Raw genomic sequence first — 21,998 nt, forward strand, 5'->3', positions numbered from 1 at the left:
GGCCTCCAGCGCGGCCGCCCGCCCCACCCGGCCCCCCGCACCGCACCCGAACGCACCCGACCGAAGGACCGACCCGCATGACCAGCGCCCCCGAAACCGCCGCCACCGGCCTCGGCGCCATCGCGCGCGACGCGAGCCGCGTCAACGTCGACGACAAGGCGATGATCAACGCCCGCGCCGACGTCAACCAGCTGCTGCCGCTGAAGTACCGGTGGGCGTGGGACAAGTACCTCGCGGGGTGCAACAACCACTGGATGCCGACCGAGGTCGCGATGCAGGCCGACATCGCGCTGTGGAAGTCGCGCGACGGGCTCACCGACGACGAGCGGCTGATGCTCAAGCGCAACCTCGGGTTCTTCGCGACCGCCGAGTCGCTGGTCGCCAACAACATCGTGCTCGCGGTGTACCGGCACCTCACCAACCCGGAGTGCCGCCAGTACCTGCTCCGGCAGGCGTTCGAGGAGGCGGTGCACACCCACACCTTCCAGTACATCTGCGAGAGCCTCGGCCTGGACGAGGGCGAGCTCTTCAACATGTACCGGGAGGTCCCCTCCATCACGGAGAAGGACGCGTGGGCGCTGCGCTACACCCGCAACCTGGAGGACCCGGACTTCGCCACCGGCACCCCGGAGGCCGACCAGGCGTTCCTCCGCGACCTCGTCGCCTTCTACGTGGTGTTCGAGGGCATGTGGTTCTACACCGGCTTCGCGCAGATCCTGTCGCTGGGCCGGCGCAACAAGATGGTCGGCATCGCCGAGCAGTACCAGTACATCCTGCGGGACGAGTCGATCCACCTGAACTTCGGCATCGACGTGATCAACCAGATCAAGATCGAGAACCCGCACCTGTGGACGCCGGAGTTCCAGGACGAGGTCCGCACCATGCTGACCGAGGCGTGCGCCCTGGAGGTCGCCTACGGCCGCGAGACCATGCCGCGCGGCATCCTCGGCCTCAACGCCGACCTCTGCGAGCAGTACATGCGCTTCATCACCGACCGCCGCGCCGAGCAGATCGGCCTCGCCCCGATCTTCGGCGCCGCCGAGAACCCCTTCCCGTGGATGTCGGAGGTCATGGACCTCAAGAAGGAGAAGAACTTCTTCGAGACCCGCGTGATCGAGTACCAGTCGGGTTCCGGGCTGGACTGGGACTGACCTGCGGAACGACCGGTTCGGGGGGCGCGTCCGCTGGGGCGCGGCCCCCGTCCTGGGAGAGGACCGGGGGATCGCTTCCGTCGCGGCGCGGACCGGCCGCCGCAGGTGCGTTCAATTTTTGTCGACCCGTAGAGGGTCGTCAATTAAAGTTGACCCATGGGTGTCGGCGACCCCACCCTCCCTGCCCCCAAGCCGGCGGCCGTAGGAACCCCGACGCGGGCCGCCGCGCGGAGAAACGCGTCGACCCGTGGGCGCCGGCCGGGCTAGGCTGCCCGCGCGGGACGAGGGGAGCGCGCCGGAGCTGGAGAGCCGGACGTGGCTGTAACCCACGCGCCTTCGTGCTGAGGGGGTTCGAATCCCTCCGCTCTCACGGGTCCGCCGGGCCGGCCGCCGCCGCGCGGCCGGCCCGGCCTTTCGCGCCGACCGCCGAAGGACGATCACCCCGCGCGGATGATCGGTGATCTCCGCCAATTACCCGGAAGATCGCAATTCACTGCGCCTTCGGCGCCCGGCCTGCGGAATTCCCGGACGCGTCCCGGACCTGCCGCGAAGAGGTGCGCCGATCGGGTGAATTACCGTGATTTCCGGGCCGCTGTTCCGTTCCTCGGCGGGGTGTCGGAATTGGTGCCGGAGTTTCGCGGAAAACGCGTTCACCGGGTCTTGCGCGCCCGGTGGAGCTCACCTAGCATCAACCGCACCGAACATTGCCGCACACCCGATGCGTTTCGAAGATCGCAGTTCCCGGGCATCGCCGACCACCAGGTGTGTCACCGGCGAAGGCGCCGCCGCGCGCGGCCGTCCCCGCCGGTGGTGGCCGGTGCCCTGCCCGATTTCCCATCCATTCGGCGGCACCTCCCCCGCCGCGCCTCCGGGTGCGGCGGGGGAACCCCGGGCGGCCGCCCGCGCGCCCATCCGATAAACCCCCTGGTGTGTCCGGGTGCGTTTTTCCCGGGCACTCACGATCGCACGCGCGCGGCGCCATTTCCACGTGCGACCGGACGCCATTTCCGGCGCGGCCGGACCCGGCTCCGGCGGTGCGCGGCGGTGCCGTTCCGGCGGCGGCGCGGTCCGATCGCGGTGGCCGCATCGTGTCGTTCCCGTGTTCGGTGGGCTCTGGCGTGTGACCGGGGCGACCGGTAGAACGGTGCCATGCCGGCGAACCACCACCACCCCGCCGCCTGGACCCGGACCGACGTCCACGAGGGACTGGGCATCGGCGCGGTCATCGCGGAGTCCGACGGCTACCGGCTGGAGGCCAGCGAGACCGTCGCCGACCGCGGCGGGCGCTTCTCCTGCCGCTTCACGGTCAGCGCCGACCTCGCCTGGGCCACCCGGCGGGTGCGCGTCGAGGCGCTGTCCGAGCACGGTACCCGCGCCGTCGAGCTCGCCGGCCGCTCCGGGCTGTGGACCGTCGACGGCACGCGCGTCCCCGAACTCGACGGGTGCGTCGACGTCGACGTCGCCGCCACCCCGCTCACCCGCACCCTGCCGATCCGCCGCCTGGGCCTGCGCCCGGGGGAGTTCCGCGACATCGCGGTGGCCTGGATCGACGTCCCCAGCCTCCAGGTGCGCCGGGTCCCGCACCGCTACACCCGGCTGTGCTCGGCCGAGGGCCGCGAGCGCTACGAGTACCGCGGCCCCTCCTTCGGCTCCTTCGAGCTGACCGTCGACCACGACGGCGTCGTGGTCGACCACCAGGGCCTGGCCCGGCGCATCCACTGAACCGGCGGCGCAGCCGCGCCCCCCGCAGGTGTGAAGCGCGTTCTCAGCGGGATAATCCCCCGGTGTCCGAACCCGAGGGAAGGAAGCCCATGGCCGCCGACTTGCAGGCCGAACGCGAGCAGATCATCCGGGACCTGGAGGTCGCCCCCACCTTCGACGCCTCCGCCGAGATCGAACGGCGGACCGCGTTCCTGGTCGAGCGGCTCACCACCAGCGGCACCACCGCGCTGGTGCTCGGCATCAGCGGCGGGGTCGACTCCACCGCCGCCGGTCGGCTCTGCCGCCTCGCCGTCGACCGGGTGCGGGAGAACGGGGGGACCGCCGAGTTCATCGCCATGCGGCTGCCCTACGGGGAGCAGCACGACGAGACCGACGCCGCCCGCGCGGTGGAGTTCGTGGCCCCCGACCGCTGCCTGACCGTCGACGTCCGCCCGACCAGCGACGCGCTCGCCGCCGCCCTGGACGACGCGGGGCTGGTGTACGGCGCGCACGCCTCCGCCGACTTCGTGCTCGGCAACGTCAAGGCGCGCGAGCGGATGATCGCGCAGTACGCGGTCGCCGGGACCGTCAACGGGCTCGTGGTGGGCACCGACCACGCCGCCGAGGCCGTGACCGGGTTCTTCACCAAGTACGGCGACGGGGCCGCCGACCTGGTGCCGCTCACCGGCCTGACCAAGCGCCGGGTGCGGGCGGTCGCCGCCGCGCTGGGCGCCCCCGAGCCGCTGGTCCGCAAGGCCCCCACCGCCGACCTGGAGACCCTGGCCCCCGGCCGGACCGACGAGGACGCGCTGGGCCTGACCTACGAGGAGATCGACGACTTCCTGGAGGGCCGGCCCGTCGAGGAGCGCGTGCTGACCGCGCTCATCGACCGGTACCGGCGCACCGGGCACAAGCGGGCGCTGCCGATCGCCCCGTGACCCGCGCCGCCCCGGGCCCCGGCGGGCCCGGGGCGTGCCGGGGCCGGGGTGTGGCGGTACCCGGGGCACGGTGGGCGCCGGGGCCGCCCGCTCAGGTCGTCAGGGGGCCGTCGGGGGTCCACATCGGGCGGTTCGGCGCCGTCGGGGTGGCCAGCAGGTGGGCCAGGTAGTCGAAGAACCCGCGCGCGTCGATCTCCTCCACCACATCGGCGTTGGCGTCGAGCCCGTGCACGCCCCACGACATCGCCGCGTAGCCGCGTGTCAGCTCGCCCGCCGTCTCCACGTCCACGTGGTAGGCGCCGGTGCGGCGGACCAGCTCCGGGTGGAGCAGCAGGGCGACCGCCAGCGAGTCGGGGTGCGTGGTGCCGTCGATGCCGACCGACCGGTCGAACTCCAGCGTCGCCGCGCACACGCGGGTGAAGAACGCCGACAGCGGGGTGTCCAGGGCGGCGATCGCGTCCAGTTCGTCCCTGCCGAACACCGCCTGGCGGAGGGTGAGCGGGTCCCAGGGCACCACGGTCACCTCGAAGCCCGCCGCGAAGACCGCCTTCGCCGCCTCGGGGTCGACGTAGAAGTTGAACTCGGCGGCGGCCGTGATGTTGCCGCGCCCGTTGTTGGACCCGCCCATCACGTAGAGGCGGCCGACGTTGCGGACGAAGTCGGGGTCGCGCAGCACCGCCGCCGCGATGTTGGTGAGCGGGCCGATCGCCACGACCGCCAGTTCGCCCGGGTGCTCGGCCGCCAGCCGGACCAGCGCGTCGACGCCGTGCTCCGCCTCGGGCGCGTGTCCGCTGTCGTCCATGGCGAGCCCGCCGACGCCGTCGCCGTGGACGTTCTCCGCGCCCACCCACGGCCGCATGAGCGGGTGGCGGCAGCCGAGGTGGACGGGCACCTCGCCCAGCCGGCCGGCCGCGTTGAGGGTGAGGAAGGCGTTGCGCACCTGCCGCTCGAAGCCGACGTTGCCCGCGACCATGGTGATGGCGCGCAGGTCGGCGCGCGGATCGAGCAGCCCGGCGAGCAGGGCGACGCAGTCGTCCTGGGCGGTGTCGGTGTCGATGACCAGGGGCAGGGGCATGCGGTCCTCCTCGGCGCGCCGGTGCCGCCCGCGGGCGCGGGCGGACCGATGATCGCACAGCGGGCTCGGGGGGAGCGGGGGCCGGACCCCCGGCGGGTCAGCCGGCGGCGCCGTCGAGCAGGGCGTCGACCTCGGGGAACCAGCGGTCGGCGATCTTGCGGTCGCCGTCGGCGTCGGGGTGGACCCCGTCATAGGTGTCGGTGGCGGTGTCGAACCCGGTCCACTGGTCGACCACGACCACCGGCGACCGCGGGGTGCTCTGCGTGGCGGCCCACGCGGGGATCGCGGCGTTCAGCTCCGCGACGCGGGAGCCGCACGCCGCGCAGCTCCGCTCGGGGTCCATGGGGATGATCTGCGCGACGGCGATGCGCATGCCGGGATCGCTCGCCCGCATCTGCGCGACGAGGGTGGTGTAGGCGTCGAGGATGTCGGCGGTGGGCACCGCGTTCCACACGTCGTTGGTGCCGAAGTGCATGAGCACCATCCCGGGGTCGGTGGCCGCCAGCCAGTCGACCAGGAGTCCGCGCTCGGCGACGTCGGTCACCAGGTAGCCGCCGTGGCCCTCGTTGTCGCCGTCGTGCTCGACCCCGCAGCCCTGCGGGCCCAGGGTGCCGACGAAGTCCAGGGTGTGCCCGGCGTCGACCAGGTCGTTCCACAGCAGCGCCCGCCAGCAGCCGGGGGAGCCGGTGATGGAGTCGCCGAGGGGCATGACGCGGACCACGCCGTCGTCGGCGGGCGCGGCGGCGAGGCCGGCGGCGGGCAGCGCGGTGGCGGGTGCGGCGGTGAGCACGGCGCCGACGGCCGCCGCGGCGAGGGCGGTCGGCAGGTGGCGGACGGGGGAAGGCGTGCGCGGCATGGCGGCTCCTCGGCTGGGCGGGGGAGCGCCGATGGGAGCGATCCCAGATCGGAACGTAACCCGGCGGACCGGACGTGTAAAGGTGCGCCACGCGCCCCGCTCCGCACCGCGCCGCCGCGGCTCCTGCGCAGGTCGCACCGGGTCGGCCCGGGTCGTCCCGGGTCGGCCCTGGCCGGCCCGGGTCAGCCCCGGGGCAGGCGGCCGCGGTCGGAGGGGCGCCGGCGGGGCGCGCCCGCGCCCGCGCACCCCGGGCCGCACCCGTCCTCGCGCCGGTGCGCCCGGCGCAGGTCGCGCAGCGGCCCCGCGGGGAAGGGCGGGTGCGGCGCCGACCCGTCGCGCGGCGGCTCCAGCACGGCCTGGGCGGCGGCGAGCACCGCGTGCACGACCCTGCGCCGCCGCTGCCGCGACCGCCACACCAGCAGGCCGGCCGTGTCGGGCAGGCCGAGGCTGTCGCGCATGTCGGGGAACAGGTAGACGGCGATGTCGACGTCCGGGCCCTCCCGGCGCAGCACCCAGCGGATCTCGACGGGCTCCCCGTCGAAGAAGAACCGCTCCCCCGGCAGCGGGCCGTACAGCCCGCACAGCCCGTGCAGCACGTCGGCGAGCGCGTCGGCGGGGCGGCGGGCGACGAACGCCGCGCCGCCGCCGGCGTCGCCGACGCGGCAGACGGCGCCGCCGTGCTCGCGGAGTTCCCACGCGAACGAGAAGTCCTCGGCCATACGCGTCTCCTCGGCGGGGGCGCGGTCGGGGGCGCTGTGCGGTGCATCGGGGCGCCCCCGGGCGGTGGCCGCGTGCGCGGGCCCGGCGGGCCGGGGCCCGCGGTGGGCGGCCGGTTCCCGGGCGCTACTGCGAGCATGACGGACGGGGCAGGAGCGGACAAGGGGCGTGCGGCGGGTGGACGCGGGGTCGGCCGTCGTCCTAGGGGACGAGGGTGACGGAACGGACAGAGGCTAGGTTAGGCTTGCCTTGCTTGCCCGTCGGTTCGCTCGCGCCGCCGGCGCCGGGGGCACGCGCCCCCATCCCCTGCCGTCCCTGGAAAGGCCCGTCCATGCCAGCGCCCACGCACCCGGCCCGCACCGCCCGCCTCGCCGCACTGCTCGCCGCCGCAGCCGTCGCCGCCGCCGGCTGCGGCACCGGCGCCGCCCCCGAACAGAACGAGGCGGACGCCGACTGGGCCGCGGTCACCATCGAGCACGCCTACGGCTCCACCGAGATCACTCAGCGCCCCGAGCGCATCGTCACGGTCGGCTGGTCCGACGAGGCCACCCTGCTCGAACTCGGCATCGTGCCCGTCGGCATGACCGCGTCGGTCTACGCGGGCGACGACGAGGGCTACCTGCCCTGGGACGTGGAGAAGCTGGAGGAGATGGGCGAGGAGCCGCCGGAGCTCATCAACACCGACGACGGCATCCCCGCCGAGCAGGTGGCCAACCTCGCCCCCGACCTCATCCTGGGCGTCCAGTCCGGCATGGAGGAGGACGAGTACGACCAGCTCTCCGAGATCGCGCCCACCGTGCCCTACCTCGACCAGCCGTGGATGACGGAGTGGAGCGAGCAGACGCTGACGATCGGCCGCGCCGTCGGCCGCGAGGAGGACGCCCAGGCCATCGTCGACGCCACCTCCCAGCACATCACGGACGCCGCGGAGGCCCACCCCGAGTTCGCCGAGACCACCTTCGCCGTCGGCAGCGTCCTGCCGGGCACCAACGACCTCGGGTTCTACGTCGACGCCGACGCCCGCCCGGTCCTCATGCGCGGGCTCGGTTTCCAGCAGGCCCCGTTCACCGAGGACATGGAGGTCCCGGACGGGCAGTTCTACGGCACCATGAGCCTGGAGAACGCCGACCAGGTCGACGCCGACCTGATCGTCATGTGGTTCAACAGCGCCGACGAGCGCGAGCAGATCGAGGACAACGAGGTCTTCCAGCGCATCGGCGCCGTCGAGAGCGGCGGCTACGTCGCCTACGACGACCCCGCCATGGCCATGGCGATCTCCACCCCCAACCCCCTCACCATCCCGTGGGTGCTGGAGGACTTCACCACCGACCTCGCCGCCGCCGTCGAGGCCCGCGGCTGACGCCCCGCAGGTCCGCGCCCGGGTACCGCCGCGCCGACGCGGCGGCACCCGGGCGCCGTCGTGCGCCCCGCGCGGGGGCGTTGCCCCGATCCCCTACACGATTCGCCCCGATCCCCGTATGGTTGCCGCGTGGCGGCTCTCTCCCGTGGCATCGGACGGTCGCCGTGGAACGGCTCGGTTCCGAGCCCGGCCACGGGCGCCCCGCCCCGTCCGCGCGCGGAGTGGGCCGCGGTGCCCGACCCCTTCCCCCTCCGTCCCCGCCCACCGGCCGGGAGCGCGCGCCCGAAGGTGGTGACCCCACATGGGTGACCGGTACGACAGCCTCGAACACGCCGACCGCGACTTCTACACGTTGAAGGCGGGCCGCGCCTTTCCCGGGCTGGCCGCCGAATGCCGCGAGGCCCGACTATGGGCCCGCGGCCTGCTCCGTCCCTTTCCCGACGCGGCCGACGCCGTCGAACTGGTGCTCAGCGAGTTCTTCGGCAACGCCATCACGCACACCGCCTCCGGCGAGCCCGGTGGCCAGGTGTTCACCAGCCTCGTCGGCCTCGTCGGCGGCCCCCTCCACCTGGAGGTCACCGACCAGGGGCCCCGTTCCGACCGGCCGCGCACCACGGCCCGGGTCCTCGCCCCCGACCTGTCGCGCCCCGACGGGCGCGGGCTGTTCCTCGCCGCAGCCTTGACCAAGGAGTGGGGGCGGCTGCCCGCCGAGGGCGGTCCCGACTACGCCCGGCGCGGCTACACCAGCATCTTCCGCACCGGCGTCGAGGACCCCCGCGCCGACTACACCGGGCCCATGATCACCTGGGCCGACTTCGCCACCGTCCACAACCGCGGCGCCGTCGACGCCTGACCACGGCCCCACCCCCGACCACCCCGCCGGCCCCCACCCCTCAGGGTCCGGTAGACCGCCGACCGCCCCGCCGGCCCCCGCCCCTCGGGTCCCGGCGCCCACAAGACCGTTCCGCCCGGCCCCTGCCCCTCGGGGCCGGCGCAGTCGTGACCGCCCTGCCCGGCCCCCGCCCCTCGGGGTCCGGCACACCGCCGACCGCCCCGGTGCCGCCCGGCATCGGGGCATCGCCGTGCCGGGCGCGGTCAGTCCGGCGGCGGGTCGCCGGCCGCGAGGTCGGCCAGGACCACGCCCACCCGCTGCAGCCAGTCCGAGATGACGGCGAGTTCCGCCGTCGAATAGCCGTCGTGCAGGTCCACCATCGCGTCGCGGATGCCCAGAGAGCCGCCGCGCACCATCGCCTCCGGCGGGGTGCGCAGGTGCACCACCACCTTGCGTCGGTCGGCGGGGTGGCGCCGCCGCTCCACGAGGCCCCGCTGCTCCAGCCGGTCGACCACCACGGTCACCGACCCGGTCGCCAGCCGCAGCCCTTGGGCGATCTCGCCCGGGGTCATGGGGCCGCCGACGTTCAGCAGCGCGTAGGTCTGGAAGTCGGTCGGGTTGAGGTCGGTCCGCGCCGACATGGCGTGCAGCAGCCGGATCAGCCCGGCCGCCATGCGCTGGCCCCCGTACTGGATCGCGGCGTAGAGGTCCGCCCGGCTCGGCTCCGCGCCGCCGGGGTGCCCCGGCGGCCCGGAGCCGCCGGAGTCAGTTGCCCGCTCCATCGATTCCCACACTCCGTCGTCCCGCGCCCGACCCGCGCCGCCGCCCCGCTGCATCCTATGGCGCGGCACCCCTCCTCCGCCCCGTCCACCCCCGCCACCGGCCAGGACACCACCACCCCGCGCCACCGGCCGGGTACGGCGCGGTGCCCCGGCGAACGTTCGCCGCGGGGACACCTCGCCCCACCGCCGAGCACCGGCTTGCGGCCGCGGCGTCGAGCACCCGTCACCCCACGCGGTGGCCCGCCGGCCGCCCGCCGCCCCGCGCGGTACACCCTTTGAGCCGCGTCGAGCGCCCGCCGCCCCATGCGGTGGCCCCGCCGGGCCGCCCGCGCTGTGGCCGCCGCGTCAAGTACCCGCCGCCGAGTCGAGCGCCTGCCGCCCCGCGATAGCCCCGTCTGACCGTCAGCGCGGCGGCCGCCATGCACGTCGAGCACAATGGGGGCATGTCGAAGCGCACCGCCCGCCGCCCGGTCCCGCCGTCCGCCGCTGCGGCGTGCCCCTGCGGGGCAGCCGCCTACGGTGACTGCTGCGGCCCGCTGCACGCGGGCGCCGCCGCCCCGACCGCCGAGCGGCTGATGCGGTCCCGCTACAGCGCCTTCGCCATCGGCGACCGCGCCCACCTGCTCCGCACCTGGCACCCGCGGACCCGCCCGGCCGCGCTCGACCCGGACCCGGGGCTGGAGTGGGTCCGGCTGGAGGTGCTCGGCACGACGGGCGGAACCGCGTTCCACAACGAGGGCACCGTCGACTTCCGCGCCGTCTACCGCGAGGACGGGCACGAGCGCGGGCTGCGCGAGCACAGCCGCTTCCTGCGCCACGAGGGCGCCTGGGTCTACCTCGACGCCTCGGCGTAGCCGCCCGCCGACGCCGCGGCCTCATGGCCGCCCCCGCCCGGCCGCCACCGCGCGCCCACCGCGAAAGGCGCGAACCGCCCAGCGCCTTGGCGGCCCGCGCCCACCGTCGCCGCGCCCTGCTGTGCGCGGGTGCGATGCTCCTCGCCGCCGCCCTGGTGTCGTCGTGCGCCGTGCACACCACCCGGCGCTGCGCGACCCCGCCCGCGCCCGGTCGCATGCCACCCGACGATGCCGCCGGCCGCTCCCACGCGAGGTCGCGTGCCGCCCGAGACCCGGCGGATAGCCGCCGCCGAGGATGGGATCGGCCGCACGGGGGTGGCCGCACTCCGCTCGCTTGCCCGATCGAACCGCGCCGCGTGTCCGCCCGGCGCCCGGGCGGGCATTCGCTGCCGGGTGCGCCGGTCGGGTGCGTGCCGCGCCTGCCTCGGGCTACGGGGTGACCGCGTCTCCCTGTCCGGCGCATCCGCGCCGGGGTCGGTCGCGTGCGGCACGGCCGGGCGCCTTCGGGCGTGGGCCGTTCGGCCGTGCCGTTCGGGCGTGGGCCGTTCGGGTATGTGAGGTTCGGGTGTCGGTGCCGTGGGGGGCGCTCGTTCCTCATCCCCGATGGCGACCGTCGCCTGCTGCGATCGAGTTGACGCTCGGACGGGTTCGGGTCCGCCCGGTATCCGCCCCGGTCCGCCCGGTGTGGCCGTGTGCCCCGGCCGCTGTGGGCGGGCGCGGCGGTCGTGCTTCGCTCCCGACCTCCCCACGGAGGGGTGTGCCGAGTGTCATCGGCGGATCGGGTGATCGGCGGTCGCGATCATGGATATCTTGAAAAGCGAGAGACTTGGTATTCGAATTATAAGGACGGTGGACATGGTCAGCGGGTCGGCGCCTCCGAAGGCGCGGCGCGGAGGACGGGCATCGGGACGGCGCGTCTGGTACGGGATCGCGGTCGTCCTCGCTCTCGCCTGGCTGGTCGGGGCCGGGCCGCTGGGCATGTACATCGGCCGCCTCGGCGAGGTGCAGAGCGACGACCAGGGCGCGTTCCTGCCCGTCGACTCCGAGTCGACCGCCGTCAGCGACGTGCAGGACGCGTTCTCCGCCGACGAGCCCGTCCCCGCGATCGTCGTCTACTCCGCCGACGCGCCCCTCGGCCAGGACGACCTCGACGCCATCACCGACCACGCCCGCGACCTCGCCGACGCCAAGGGCGTGGAGGGCGACCCCATCGGCCCCCTGCCCGGCTCCGAGGACGACCGCGTCGCCCAGCTCATCGTCCCGCTGGCGAGCGACGCCGAACCCGACACCGCGGTGGCCGATCTGCGCGACCGCCTCGCCGACCGCCCCGACGACGGCCTCACGGCGCAGGTCACCGGCCCCGCCGGGTTCGCCGCCGACACCGCCGCGGCGTTCGGCGGCATCGACGGCACGCTCCTCGCGGTCGCCCTCGGCGCCGTGCTCGTCATCCTCATCGCCGTCTACCGGTCGCCGCTGCTGCCCATCGCGGTGATCCTCTCGGCGGTGCTCGCCCTCGCCCTCGCCGGCGCGCTCGTCTACGCGGCCGCCGCCAACGGGTGGATCCTGCTCAACGGGCAGAGCCAGGGCATCCTGTTCATCCTCGTCGTCGGCGCCTGCACCGACTACGCGCTGCTGCTCGTCTCCCGCTACCGCGAGACCCTGATGGAGCACGAGCGCACGTTCGACGCGCTGCGGCACGCGGTGCGCGGCACCGTCGAACCGATCACCGCCTCCGGCGGCACGGTCATCCTCGGCGTCCTCTGCCTGCTCGCCAGCGACCTGGCGTCCAACCGCGACCTCGGGCCCGTCGCCGCCATCGGTGTCGGCGCCGCGGTCGTCGCCGCGCTCACCTTCCTGCCCGCCGTGCTGCTGCTCCTCGGCCGGTGGGCGTTCTGGCCCCTGGTGCCCCGCCACACCGACGGCGCCGCCGACGAGTCCACCGACGCCGTCCTGCGCCGCCACCCGCTGTGGGGCAGGGTCGCCGCCGGTGTCGCCGCCCGCCCCCGCGCCCTCTGGATCACCTGCGCGGCCGTGCTCCTCGCCGCCGCGGCGTTCGTCCCGCAGTTCCGCGCCGAGGGCACCGCCCAGGTCGACATCTTCCGCACCGAGGTCGAGGCCGTCGAGGGCCAGGCGGCCCTGGAACGCGGCTTCGGCAGCGAGGCCGCGGCCCAGCCCGCCGTCATCGTCGCCGACGCCGGCCGGGTGGCGGAGGTCGTGGAAGCCGCCGAGGACGTCGACGGCGTCGCCTCCGTCGCCCCCGTCACCGAGGAGGGGGCCGGCCCGGCGGCGGCCGGCGGCCCGCCCGCGTCGCAGGCCCCACCGCGCGAGGTCGACGGCCGGGTCCTCATCGAGGCCGTCCTGGACGCGCCCGCGGAGTCGCCCGAGGCCCGCGACATCGTCCGCGACCTGCGCGCGGCCGTGCACGACGTCCCCGGCGCGGGCGGCATGGTCGGCGGGCCCAGCGCGGTCTCGCTCGACACGCTGGAGACCTCGCAGCGCGACCTGGCCGTGGTCATCCCGCTGGTGCTGCTCGTGGTGTTCGCCGTGCTCGTGCTGCTGCTGCGGGCGGTGGTCGCCCCGCTGCTGCTCATCGCCACCACCGTGCTGTCCTTCGGGTCGGCGCTGGGCATGGGGGCGCTCGTCTTCAACGACCTGCTCGGCTTCCCCGGCGCCGACCCGGTGGTCCCGCTGTTCGCGTTCGTGTTCCTCGTGGCGCTCGGCATCGACTACAACATCTTCCTGATGACCCGGGCCCGCACCGAGGCGCTCCGGCACGGCCACCGCGACGGCACCCTGCGCGCCCTCGCCGTCACCGGCGGGGTCATCACCTCCGCCGGGGTGGTGTTGGCGGCGACGTTCGCCGCGCTCGCCGTCATCCCCATCCTGTTCCTCGTCCAGTTGGCGTTCCTGGTGGCGTTCGGGGTGCTGCTCGACGCGCTGCTCGTCCGGTCGGTGCTGGTGCCCGCTCTGACCCTGGACGTCGGACGGGCGACCTGGTGGCCCGCCCGGCTCGGGCGGCGCGGCCGCGCCGGTGCGGACGCCGGCGCCGACGCCGACCGCACCTGAGCGGACCCGCTCAGCGCGGGCCGGGCGCCGGCGCCGTGCTGGCGCGCGGCGTGAGAACGGGGGGCGGGGTCGGCACGTGGCCGACCTCCTCCCCGGCGACCAGCCGCAGCAGCGCCGACGCCGCCAGGCGCCCGTGCTCGGGCACGTCCCGGGTCAGCGCGGTGAGCGCCGGCCGGGTCAGCCGGCAGATGGCGGAATCGTCCCCGGCGACCAGCGACAGCTCCGCCGGGACGTCCACCCCCATCTCCCCGGCCGCGCCCATCGACGCCAGCGCCATGATGTCGTTGTCGTAGACGATCGCGGTCGGCCGGTCGGCGCCCGCGAGCAGCCGGCGGGTGGCCCGCGCGCCCTCCTCGCCGGAGTAGTCGGTGTGCACGGGCGGCGCCGCGGCCACCCCGAACGCCGCGGCGGCCGCGGTGAACGCGGCGTCGCGCCGCACCGTGTGCGCGAACACCGCGGGCCCGGCCACCCGCGCCACCCGCCGGTGCCCGAGCGCCGCCAGGTAGCCGACGGCCTCGCGGATGCCGGCGCCCTCGTCGTCCCACACGCAGGGCACCCCCGACCCGCCGTCGGCCGGCGGGTACCCCAGCGCCACAGCGGGCAGGCCGATGCGGCGCACCAGCGGCAGCCGCGGGTCGTCCGCGCGCAGGTCGACCAGGAGCACCCCGTCGACCCGGCGCTCGGCCCACCAGTCGGTGTAGGCGGCCATCTCGCCCTCCGGGTCGGCCGCCACCTGGAGCAGCAGCGCCGTGCCCGAGCCCTCGGCCAGGCGCGCCTCGATGCCCGAGATCAGGCGCATGAAGAACGGCTCGACGCCCAGGACGTGGGCGGGGCGGTCGACCACCAGGCCGATCGCGCCGCTGCGGCCGCCGGTGAGCGCCCGCGCCGCCGTGCTCGGCCGCCACCCCAGCTCCCGCGCGGTGCGCAGGATGCGTTCGCGCGTGGCGGGGGACACGCCGGGGCGGCCGTTCAGCGCGTAGGAGACCGCGCCGGTGGAGACGCCCGCTGCCGCGGCGATGTCGGCGATCGTGAGTCGGCGCACCCGCGTCCCCGTTCGTTGTCCCGGCGTCGGTACTGAACCGCTTAACCGCCAACTGTAGCCGCCGTTCGGCTGTCGGGCATTGACGCTCCGGCGGGCCTGTTGAACAATCGCTTAAGCGCTTCACCCGAGCGCCGACCGGACCGGACCGCGCCCCGGCGCCCCCGCACGGCGCGGCCGCCGACAGCGGGCCGCCCGTGACACGATCGGGGGGCGGCACCGAGCAGAGAGAGGGCACATGACCGGTTCGTGGCTGGACCTTCCCGAGCACCACGCCTGGCTCGCCGCCGAGGAGGCGCGGCTGACCCGCTTCGCCATGGCCGCCGCCGCCGACCACGGCTTCGCCTGGCTCGACGACCAGGGCCGCCCCGATCCCGCCCGCCCCGTCATGGCGTGGATCACCGCCCGCATGACGCACGTGTTCTCCCTCGCCGCCCTCCGCGGCGTCCCCGGCGCCGGGGCGCTCGCCGACCACGGCGTCGCCGCCCTCCGCGGCCCGCTGCACGACGACGAGCACGGCGGCTGGTTCGGCCAGGCCGGGACGGGTGGCGGCACCCCCGAGGACACCGCCAAGTCCGGCTACGAGCACGCGTTCGTGGTCATCGCGGCGAGCAGCGCAGCGGCGGCCGGCCGGCCCGGCTCGGCCGACCTGCTCACCGAGGCACTCGACACCGTCGACCGCCGCTTCTGGGACGACGAGGTCGGCCTCGCCGTCGAGAGCTGGGACCGGGCCTGGACCCGGCCCGAGGACTACCGGGGCGCCAACAGCAACATGCACCTCGTGGAGGCGTTCCTTGCGGCGGGCGCCACGACCGGCGACCGCCGCTGGCACGAGCGGGCGCTGCGCGTCGCCGAGCACCTCGTCCACCGCGTCACCGCCGAGCACGACTGGCGGCTGCCCGAGCACTTCACCGCCGACTGGCGCCCGCTGCCCGAGTACAACGCCGACGAGAAGGGCCACCCCTTCCGGCCCTACGGCAGCACGGTCGGGCACTGGCTGGAGTGGGCCCGGCTGCTCGTGCACCTGGAGGCCGCCCTCGGTGACGCCGCGCCCACCTGGCTCCTCGCCGACGCCGAGCGCCTGTTCGCCTCCGCCGTCGAGCGCGGGTGGCGCGCCGACGGCACCGACGGATTCGTGTACACCCTCGACTGGTCCGACCGGCCGGTGGTGCGCGAACGCATGCACTGGGTCGCCGCCGAGGCGGTCCTCGCCGCCGCCGTCCTCGCCCGCCGCACCGGAGCCGACGCCTACGAGCGGTGGTACCGCACGTGGTGGGACCACATCGCCCTGCGGTTCCTCGACGCCGAGCGGGGGAGCTGGCACCACGAACTCGACCCCGACGGCCGCCCCTCCGCCACCGTGTGGGCCGGCAAGCCCGATGTCTACCACGCCTACCAGGCCGTCCTGATCCCTCGGCTGCCCCTCGCCGCCGCCCCGGCGGCCGCCCTGCGCGACCGTGCGACGAACGGCCCGGACGCGTGACCATCCCCGCCGGCCCGTCCGCCGGGACGTCCGCGTCGCACACCGGCCGGGCGATCGCGGTCTGGTGCCCCACCGGATGGTCGATCGGCGCGCCGCGCCCTTCGGTCGCGCCGGAGGCCCCGGCCACGTGGGGCCCGGCGCCGCGCAGCGGTCGGGTGGTCGCGGCCTGGTGCCCCGCCGAAGCGGCGGTCAGCGTGCCGCGCTCTTCGACCGCGTCGGATGCCCCGGTCACGCGGGCGTCGTCGCCGCGCAGCGGGTGGACGGCTGCGGCGTCCAGTGCCGGGCCGACCGGAGCCGCCGCCTCGCGGGGCCCCGGCGGCCGCCGGCGGCCGGCCGCTCAGTGCCGACGATCCGCGCCACTACAGCGGGCGCACGGGGTGGGCATGGTGCCGCCCCGCCCCACCGTCGGACCGGCGATCGGCGCGCCACGTCCTTCGATCGCGCCGGACACCCCGGCCACGCGGGCGTCGGCGTCGCGCAGCGGACAGACGGCCGTGGCCGGTGCCGGGTCGGTTGGAGCCGGCGCCCCGCAGGGCGCCGGTGGGCCCCGGTGGTCGGCTGCTCGGTGCCCGTGGGCCGCGCCACTACAGCGGGTGCGCGGGGTGGGGGCGGCGCCGATCCGGCCCGCCGTCGGACCGGCGATCGGCGCGCCCCGGAGAGAGGGCGCGGCGTCCGTGGCGGGGGCCGTGGCCGCCCGTGTATCCGCCGGTGCCGGAGGGCAGGTGCGTCCGCACCCCGCGTTGGCCGCCTCAGCCTCATCTGCCGCGCCACCCTCCTCGGGCGCATCAGGAGCATCTGCTGCGCTGCCCGCCGTCCCGTCCCGGAGAGGGGGCGTGGCGGCCGCAGTGGGGGCCGTCGTCGTCCGCGTCTCCGCCGGTGCCGGAGGGCAGGCACGCCCGCACCCCGCATCGACCGCCCCACCCGCATCTGTCGCCTCGCCGGTCTCACCCGCAGCTGACGTCCCGCCCGTCTCGAACACACCAGGGGCACCGGACGCGCCGCCCGTCGGGGTGCGTGTCCGTGCCCGGAACGGAGTCACCCCATGACCGCACCCGCCGGACCGGCACGCATCGCCGTGGTCGGGGAGAACGTCATCGACCTGCTGCCCACCGAGCACGGGCCCGACGTCCTGCGCGCCGTCCCCGGCGGCGGGCCCGCCAACGTCGCGGTGTCCGCCCGCAGGCTCGGCACGCCCACCGCCTTCCTCGCGCGCATCGGGGACGACTCCATGGGGCGGCTCATCCGGCAGCGTCTCGACAGCGAGGGGCTCGACCTCAGCGGGTTGGTCGCCGCCGACGAGCCCACCGCCCTCGCGGTGGCCTCACTCGACGCGTCCGGGTCCGCCCACTACGACTTCCGGCTGGACGACGCCGCCGACTGGCGCTGGCGCGACGGCGAACTCCCCGACGCCCTGCCCGGCGGCGTGCGCGCCCTGCACACCGGGTCGATCGCCGCGCTGCGGCCGCCCGGGTCCGCCGCCGTGGAGGAGCTGCTGCGGCGTGAGCACGAGCGCGGCGCGGTCACCATCAGCTTCGACCCCAACGCCCGGCCCGCCGTCGTCGGCGACCACGACGAGGCGCGCGCGACCGCCCGGCGGTTCGCCGCTCTCGCGCACATCGTCAAGGCCAGCGACGAGGACCTCGCGTTCCTCGACGGGGACCGGCCCACCCTGGAGGCCGCCCGCGCGCTGGCCGGCGCCGGGCCGTCGCTCGTCGTCGTCACCCGCGGCGGAGAGGGTGCGGTGGCGCTGCGGGCGGACGGCACCGAGGTCGCCGTCGCCGCGCCCGTGGTGGATGTGGTGGACACCGTCGGCGCGGGCGACTCCTTCATGGGGGCTCTGCTGCACCGCCTCGACGCCGAGGGGTTCCTGGGGTCCGGGCCGCGCGACCGCCTCGCCCGCCTGGACGAGGAGGCCCTGCGCCGCGTCCTCCGCTTCGCCTGCCAGGCGGCCGCCCACACCATCACCCGCGTCGGCGCCGACCCCCCGACCGCACCGGAGGTCGAGGCCGCCCTGCGTGAGGCGTAGTCGGCGGGCCCGACCCGGCCGTCGGCCACACCGCCACCCGCGTCGGGACCGGTCCTCCGACCGCGCCGGGGGTGGAGGCCGCTCTGCGTGAGGCGCAACCGGCGGGCCCGGCCCGCCGCTGACGCGGAGGGCTCCCGCCGGACGGTGCGCCGAACGGGCGCCGTCCCGTTGTGCGCGGCCCCTTCTCCGCGCCGCTCCGGGGCGGCGCGGAGAAGGGGCCGACTCCTTTCCGGAGAACGAGCGTCCCCACCCGCCCGAACGGGCATTGTGCAAAATCCGCGAGGGAAGTTCTCGGCCGCAGCGGCGGACGCGACCGGTCATCGCCGGGAAACCCGGGAGCGAGACCGACTCCGCCCCGTGGCGCCGCCGCGCCCGCGCTGACCTGCGCCACCACCGGCGTTCCTGGCGCCGCGCGATGGCGCCCGGATGGCCACCGCGCCGTCCGCCGGAGACGGCATTTCGGGGGATAAAGAGCTGTCCGCACCATTCGTCGGTGCCGCCGGAAGATCACTGTAAGCAAACCTCACGATAATATTCGGCTGATTCGCGGCCTTGTCCCCACTCCGGCGGTGGTGTGTCCCCTTTGCGCGTGCCCACGACGTCCTCCCCGACCACCGACCCCCCGGAGAAGGCCGACGGCCGCGGGCCGCGGGTGGTCGCGATCCTCGTGTTCGTCCAGCTCTCCGCCGCCCTCGGCTTCTACGCCGTGATGGCGCACCTCGTCGCCCACCTCCGCGACGACCTCGGGCTGCTCGCCGGGGCCATCTCCCTGGTGATGGGCGCGCGCACCGCCGTCCAGTACGGGTTCGTCCTGCCCCTCGGGCCCGTGGTCGACCTCATCGGACCCCGGCGGTCGGGCGTGCTCGCGTGCGCGGTCCGCGCCGCCGGGTTCGCCCTCCTCGCGGTGGGCGACGGCGTGGGCGAACTCGTCGGCGCGTCGGTGCTGCTCGGCGCGGGCGGGGCCCTCTTCCACCCCGCTGCGCAATCCCTACTGGCGGCGCTCGCGCCGGAGCGGCGGACCGGGGGGTTCGCCGCCTACGTCGTCTCCGGGCAGATCGGGGCGGTCGCGGGGCCGCCGGTCGGGCTGGCCCTGCTGCTGGGCGGGTTCGGCGCGCTGGCCTTCGCGGCGGCGGCGGGCTGGGTGGTGGGCGCGGTGCTGTTCGCCCTGCTGCCCGGCGAGCGGCGCGACCCGGCGCGGCCGCCCGCCCGGCTCCGCCGGGTGGACGCCGCGTCGGTGGTGCGCGGGGTCCGCGTCGTCGTCCGCGACCGGGCGTTCCTCCGCTTCGCCGTCGTGACCGCGCCGACCATGCTGCTCTCGGTGCAGATGACGGCGGTCGTCCCGCTGAGCGGGTTCGGGTCGGGGGCGGCCACGCTGTTCTTCTGCCTGACGGCGGCCGTCGCGGCGGGCCTCCAACCGTTCGTCGCCCGCAACAGGGTGGGGGAGCGGCGCTGGGTGCTCGCCCTGGGCCTGCTGTGCTCGGGCGCCGCCTACCTCGTCCTCGCCGCGCTGCCCCTGGTCGACGGCTCCCTGGCCGGGCTGGCCGCCGCGGCCGTCGTCAGCGGGGTGGGCACGGGGCTGATGCAGCCCACGGTCTTCCAGGTGACCGTGCGCCACGCGCCGGGGGAGTGGATCGGCGCCTACCTCGGCGTCACCAACTTCATCGGCGGCCTGGCCGTCCTCGGCGGCGGCCTCGCGGTCGGCCACCTCTTCGAGGCCGGACCGGCGGCGGCCACCGCCGCCCTCATCGGCCTCACCGCCCTGGGCGCCCTCGCCGCCGCCGCCCACCGCAACCCCACCCCGCGCCCCGCCGCTCCCGAGCCCGCGCGGTAGGGGCGCCAGCGCAGGCGCCTCAGCGCCGGGCGGGGCCCCGCGTGCCCGCGCGGGCGGCGTCGAGCGAGTACCACCGGCGAGGATCGACGGCGGCTGCGGGGCGCCCTCCGGCGGACACGGCGTCGCGGATGCCCACCGCGACACCGTTCCGGACCGCCCGCCCGCGCGGACATCCACGGCCTCCCGAGCCGGGGACCAGGGGACCGCCGCACCGCGGCAAGGGGGGATCGGCGATCCGTGGCCGCCGCGGCACCCGGGTGGTAGATAGGAAGGACGCGGTCGGGAGGAGACGCATGGTGGTGCACGATCGAGCGGGTCTGGCGGCCTTCCTCCGGCGGCGCCGCGAGGCGCTGCTTCCGGAGGACGTCGGCCTCCCGCGCGGGCAGCGCCGCAGGACCAGCGGGCTGCGGCGCGAGGAGGTCGCCGCGCTCTGCCACATGTCGACCGACTACTACTCCCGGCTCGAACGGGAGCGCGGTCCCCAGCCGTCCGTGCAGATGCTCGCCTCGATCGCGCAGGGACTGCACCTCTCCCTCGACGAGCGCGACCACCTGTTCCGGCTCGCCGGGCACAACCCGCCCGCCCGGGGCGCGGTCAGCGAGCACATCGGCCCCGGCCTGCTGCGCATCCTGGACCGCCTGCACGACACCCCCGCCGAGATCGTCACCGAACTCGGGGAGACGCTGCGGCAGACCCCGCTCGGCGTCGCGCTCACCGGCGACACGACCCGGTACACCGGCCTGGAGCGCAGCACGGGCTACCGCTGGTTCACCGACCCCGGCAGCCGGGATTTGTACGCGCCCCAGGACCACCCGCTGGTCTCGCGGATGTACGCCTCGGGCCTGCGCCAGGTCGTCACGCTGCGCGGCCCCGGCTCCCGGGCGGCGCACTACGCCGATGTCCTCCTCGACCGGAGCGAGGAGTTCCGCGCCCTGTGGGACGAGCACGAGATCGGCGTCCGCCCCGAGGAGGTCAAGCACTTCCGCCACCCCCAGGTCGGGGACCTCGACCTCAACTGCCAGGTGCTGCTCGACCCGCACCAGTCGCACCGCCTGCTCGTCTACACCGCCGACCCGGGCACGGAGAGCCACCAGAAGCTCCAGCTCCTCTCCGTCATCGCCGAGCCGGCGCTCCACTGACCCCCTGGCGGCCGCGCCGCCGCCGGGACCGCCCGCAGGAGGACGCCGACACCCCCGCGAGGCCGTTCGGTGGCCGCGCCCGCAGCCGCCTGCGGTCGCTCCGGCGCCGGGGCCGGGTGGTCAGGCGGTGGGGAGGGCGGTCGCGGTGAGCTGCTCGGAGACCCGCCAGAGGCGGGACGCCTCCTCTTCGGTCGCGCGCAGCGGGGCGTACAGCCGGTGCTTCACGGGAGGGCCGCCGAGGTGGCCGGCGCCGCTGGGTGCGTAGAGGACACCGGGCTCGGCGTCGGGATCGGTGGCGGCCAGCAGAGCGGGCAGCGGAGCGGTCTCGACGGTGCCGAGGAGGATGCCCCGGGCGGAGAGCGCGCGGATCACGCGGATGCTGGGGGTGTCCCCGCTGCGGCCGATCTCGGGGCGGGCCGCCAGGAGACTGGTCGGGGCGACACCGGGGTGGGAGATGGTACTGGTGATGCCCCAGCCCTGCGCCCTGCTGCGGCGTTCCAGCTCCAAGCCGAACAGGCCGAACGCGATCTTGGACTGGGCGTAGGCGCGGCGGCCGTCGTAGGAACGCTCCCAGTTCAGGTCCGCCCAGTTGATGCCGCCCCGCCGCGCGGCGATGCTGAGCTGCGAGGTCACGCGGGCGCCGCCGGCGCGCAGCAGCGGGAGCAGGTGCCCGACCAGCGCGAAGTGGCCCAGGTAGTTGGTGCCGAACTGGAGCTCGAAGCCGTCGGCCGTGGTCTGCCGGTCGGGCGGCGTCATCACGCCGGCGTTGTTGATGAGGAGGTGGATGGGCCGGTCCTCCGCCCGGAGGGTCGCGCCGAGCGCCGCGACCGACTCCAGCGAGGACAGGTCGAGGTCGCGCAGCGCGACCTTCGCCTCCGGGCACCGCGCCCGGATCTCCGCGACGGCGGCCGCGCCCTTGCGCGGGTTGCGGACCGGCATGACCACCTCCGCGCCCGCCGCGGCCAGGCGCTTGGCCATCTCCAGGCCCATCCCGTCGCTGGCGCCGGTGACGACCGCGCGCCTGCCCGAGAGGTCGGGGATGGAGATGTCGACGGGGCGACGTCGCATGGTGCTGCTCCTCGTGGTGTCGTTCGTGACCGCATCGCGGCCCGGACCGCCGGACCGTCCGGCGGCCGCCGACGCGCGGC

The 21,998-nt window shown here is 75.8% G+C and carries 17 protein-coding genes and 1 tRNA gene; 12 read left to right on the forward strand and 6 right to left on the reverse strand.

Annotation, left to right across the window (positions count from 1 at the left end; translation table 11 throughout):
* Positions 1 to 77: 77 nt before the first annotated feature.
* From NT8_RS17870 to nadE, 4 genes are all read left to right on the forward strand, one after another.
* Positions 78 to 1,151, forward strand: a complete 1,074-nt coding sequence (locus NT8_RS17870; protein ID WP_067970884.1) for a ribonucleotide-diphosphate reductase subunit beta — start codon at positions 78 to 80, stop codon at positions 1,149 to 1,151.
* Positions 1,152 to 1,437: 286 nt separating this feature from the next.
* Positions 1,438 to 1,521: transfer RNA gene (locus NT8_RS29455), tRNA-Tyr, on the forward strand.
* Between the two features lie 779 nt (positions 1,522 to 2,300).
* Positions 2,301 to 2,873, forward strand: coding sequence for a putative glycolipid-binding domain-containing protein (locus tag NT8_RS17875; RefSeq protein WP_067970886.1), 573 nt, complete (start codon positions 2,301 to 2,303; stop codon positions 2,871 to 2,873).
* Positions 2,874 to 2,962: 89 nt separating this feature from the next.
* Positions 2,963 to 3,790 (forward strand): ammonia-dependent NAD(+) synthetase, encoded by an 828-nt coding sequence (gene nadE / locus NT8_RS17880; protein ID WP_067970888.1) that lies wholly within the window; start codon positions 2,963 to 2,965, stop codon positions 3,788 to 3,790.
* Between the two features lie 91 nt (positions 3,791 to 3,881).
* On the opposite strand, the gene NT8_RS17885 is transcribed toward nadE, so the two are convergent.
* The 3 genes from NT8_RS17885 to NT8_RS17895 all read right to left on the reverse strand — a co-directional run bounded on the left by NT8_RS17885 (position 3,882) and on the right by NT8_RS17895 (position 6,440).
* On the reverse strand, positions 3,882 to 4,865 hold the full coding sequence (locus tag NT8_RS17885) for a nucleoside hydrolase (RefSeq protein WP_067970890.1): 984 nt from the start codon (positions 4,863 to 4,865) through the stop codon (positions 3,882 to 3,884).
* A gap of 97 nt (positions 4,866 to 4,962) precedes the next feature.
* Positions 4,963 to 5,721 (reverse strand): SGNH/GDSL hydrolase family protein, encoded by a 759-nt coding sequence (locus NT8_RS17890; protein WP_067970893.1) that lies wholly within the window; start codon positions 5,719 to 5,721, stop codon positions 4,963 to 4,965.
* Between the two features lie 182 nt (positions 5,722 to 5,903).
* Positions 5,904 to 6,440 carry a hypothetical protein gene (locus NT8_RS17895; RefSeq protein ID WP_067970894.1) on the reverse strand — a complete coding sequence of 179 codons (537 nt, stop codon included), beginning with the start codon at positions 6,438 to 6,440 and terminating at the stop codon, positions 5,904 to 5,906.
* Positions 6,441 to 6,769: 329 nt separating this feature from the next.
* Between NT8_RS17895 and NT8_RS17900 the strand changes: the two genes are divergently transcribed.
* Together NT8_RS17900 and NT8_RS17905 are read left to right on the forward strand one after the other, a co-directional pair.
* Positions 6,770 to 7,798, forward strand: a complete 1,029-nt coding sequence (locus NT8_RS17900; RefSeq protein ID WP_067970896.1) for an iron-siderophore ABC transporter substrate-binding protein — start codon at positions 6,770 to 6,772, stop codon at positions 7,796 to 7,798.
* A 301-nt stretch (positions 7,799 to 8,099) separates the two neighbouring features.
* On the forward strand, positions 8,100 to 8,651 hold the full coding sequence (locus NT8_RS17905; RefSeq protein WP_084469055.1) for an ATP-binding protein: 552 nt from the start codon (positions 8,100 to 8,102) through the stop codon (positions 8,649 to 8,651).
* A 242-nt stretch (positions 8,652 to 8,893) separates the two neighbouring features.
* On the opposite strand, the gene NT8_RS17910 is transcribed toward NT8_RS17905, so the two are convergent.
* Positions 8,894 to 9,412: a MarR family winged helix-turn-helix transcriptional regulator gene (locus tag NT8_RS17910; protein ID WP_067970898.1), complete on the reverse strand. Its 519-nt coding sequence runs from the start codon at positions 9,410 to 9,412 to the stop codon at positions 8,894 to 8,896.
* Positions 9,413 to 9,855: 443 nt separating this feature from the next.
* On the opposite strand from NT8_RS17910, the gene NT8_RS17915 reads away from it, so the two are divergent.
* Both NT8_RS17915 and NT8_RS17920 read left to right on the forward strand, forming a co-directional pair.
* Positions 9,856 to 10,266 (forward strand): YchJ family protein, encoded by a 411-nt coding sequence (locus tag NT8_RS17915; RefSeq protein ID WP_067970900.1) that lies wholly within the window; start codon positions 9,856 to 9,858, stop codon positions 10,264 to 10,266.
* Between the two features lie 855 nt (positions 10,267 to 11,121).
* Positions 11,122 to 13,332 carry an MMPL family transporter gene (locus tag NT8_RS17920; protein WP_067970902.1) on the forward strand — a complete coding sequence of 737 codons (2,211 nt, stop codon included), beginning with the start codon at positions 11,122 to 11,124 and terminating at the stop codon, positions 13,330 to 13,332.
* 10 nt (positions 13,333 to 13,342) lie between these two features.
* Here the strand turns inward: NT8_RS17920 and NT8_RS17925 are convergent, their stop codons facing one another.
* Positions 13,343 to 14,374, reverse strand: a complete 1,032-nt coding sequence (locus NT8_RS17925; protein ID WP_067970904.1) for a LacI family DNA-binding transcriptional regulator — start codon at positions 14,372 to 14,374, stop codon at positions 13,343 to 13,345.
* A 235-nt stretch (positions 14,375 to 14,609) separates the two neighbouring features.
* On the opposite strand from NT8_RS17925, the gene NT8_RS17930 reads away from it, so the two are divergent.
* The 4 genes from NT8_RS17930 to NT8_RS17945 all read left to right on the forward strand — a co-directional run bounded on the left by NT8_RS17930 (position 14,610) and on the right by NT8_RS17945 (position 20,850).
* Positions 14,610 to 15,854, forward strand: a complete 1,245-nt coding sequence (locus NT8_RS17930) for an AGE family epimerase/isomerase (RefSeq protein WP_067970905.1) — start codon at positions 14,610 to 14,612, stop codon at positions 15,852 to 15,854.
* Positions 15,855 to 16,896: 1,042 nt separating this feature from the next.
* Positions 16,897 to 17,880 carry a carbohydrate kinase family protein gene (locus tag NT8_RS17935; protein WP_067970907.1) on the forward strand — a complete coding sequence of 328 codons (984 nt, stop codon included), beginning with the start codon at positions 16,897 to 16,899 and terminating at the stop codon, positions 17,878 to 17,880.
* 589 nt (positions 17,881 to 18,469) lie between these two features.
* Positions 18,470 to 19,711 (forward strand): MFS transporter, encoded by a 1,242-nt coding sequence (locus NT8_RS17940; RefSeq protein WP_157515873.1) that lies wholly within the window; start codon positions 18,470 to 18,472, stop codon positions 19,709 to 19,711.
* 293 nt (positions 19,712 to 20,004) lie between these two features.
* Positions 20,005 to 20,850 (forward strand): helix-turn-helix transcriptional regulator, encoded by an 846-nt coding sequence (locus NT8_RS17945; protein WP_245646232.1) that lies wholly within the window; start codon positions 20,005 to 20,007, stop codon positions 20,848 to 20,850.
* Between the two features lie 120 nt (positions 20,851 to 20,970).
* Here NT8_RS17945 and NT8_RS17950 read toward each other — a convergent pair whose 3' ends face one another.
* Positions 20,971 to 21,918, reverse strand: a complete 948-nt coding sequence (locus tag NT8_RS17950) for an SDR family oxidoreductase (protein ID WP_067970911.1) — start codon at positions 21,916 to 21,918, stop codon at positions 20,971 to 20,973.
* Positions 21,919 to 21,998 lie beyond the last annotated feature (80 nt).

The organism is Nocardiopsis trehalosi NBRC 14201 (assembly GCF_001552555.1).
In the GTDB taxonomy this organism is placed as follows: Bacteria; Actinomycetota; Actinomycetes; order Streptosporangiales; family Streptosporangiaceae; genus Nocardiopsis_B; species Nocardiopsis_B trehalosi.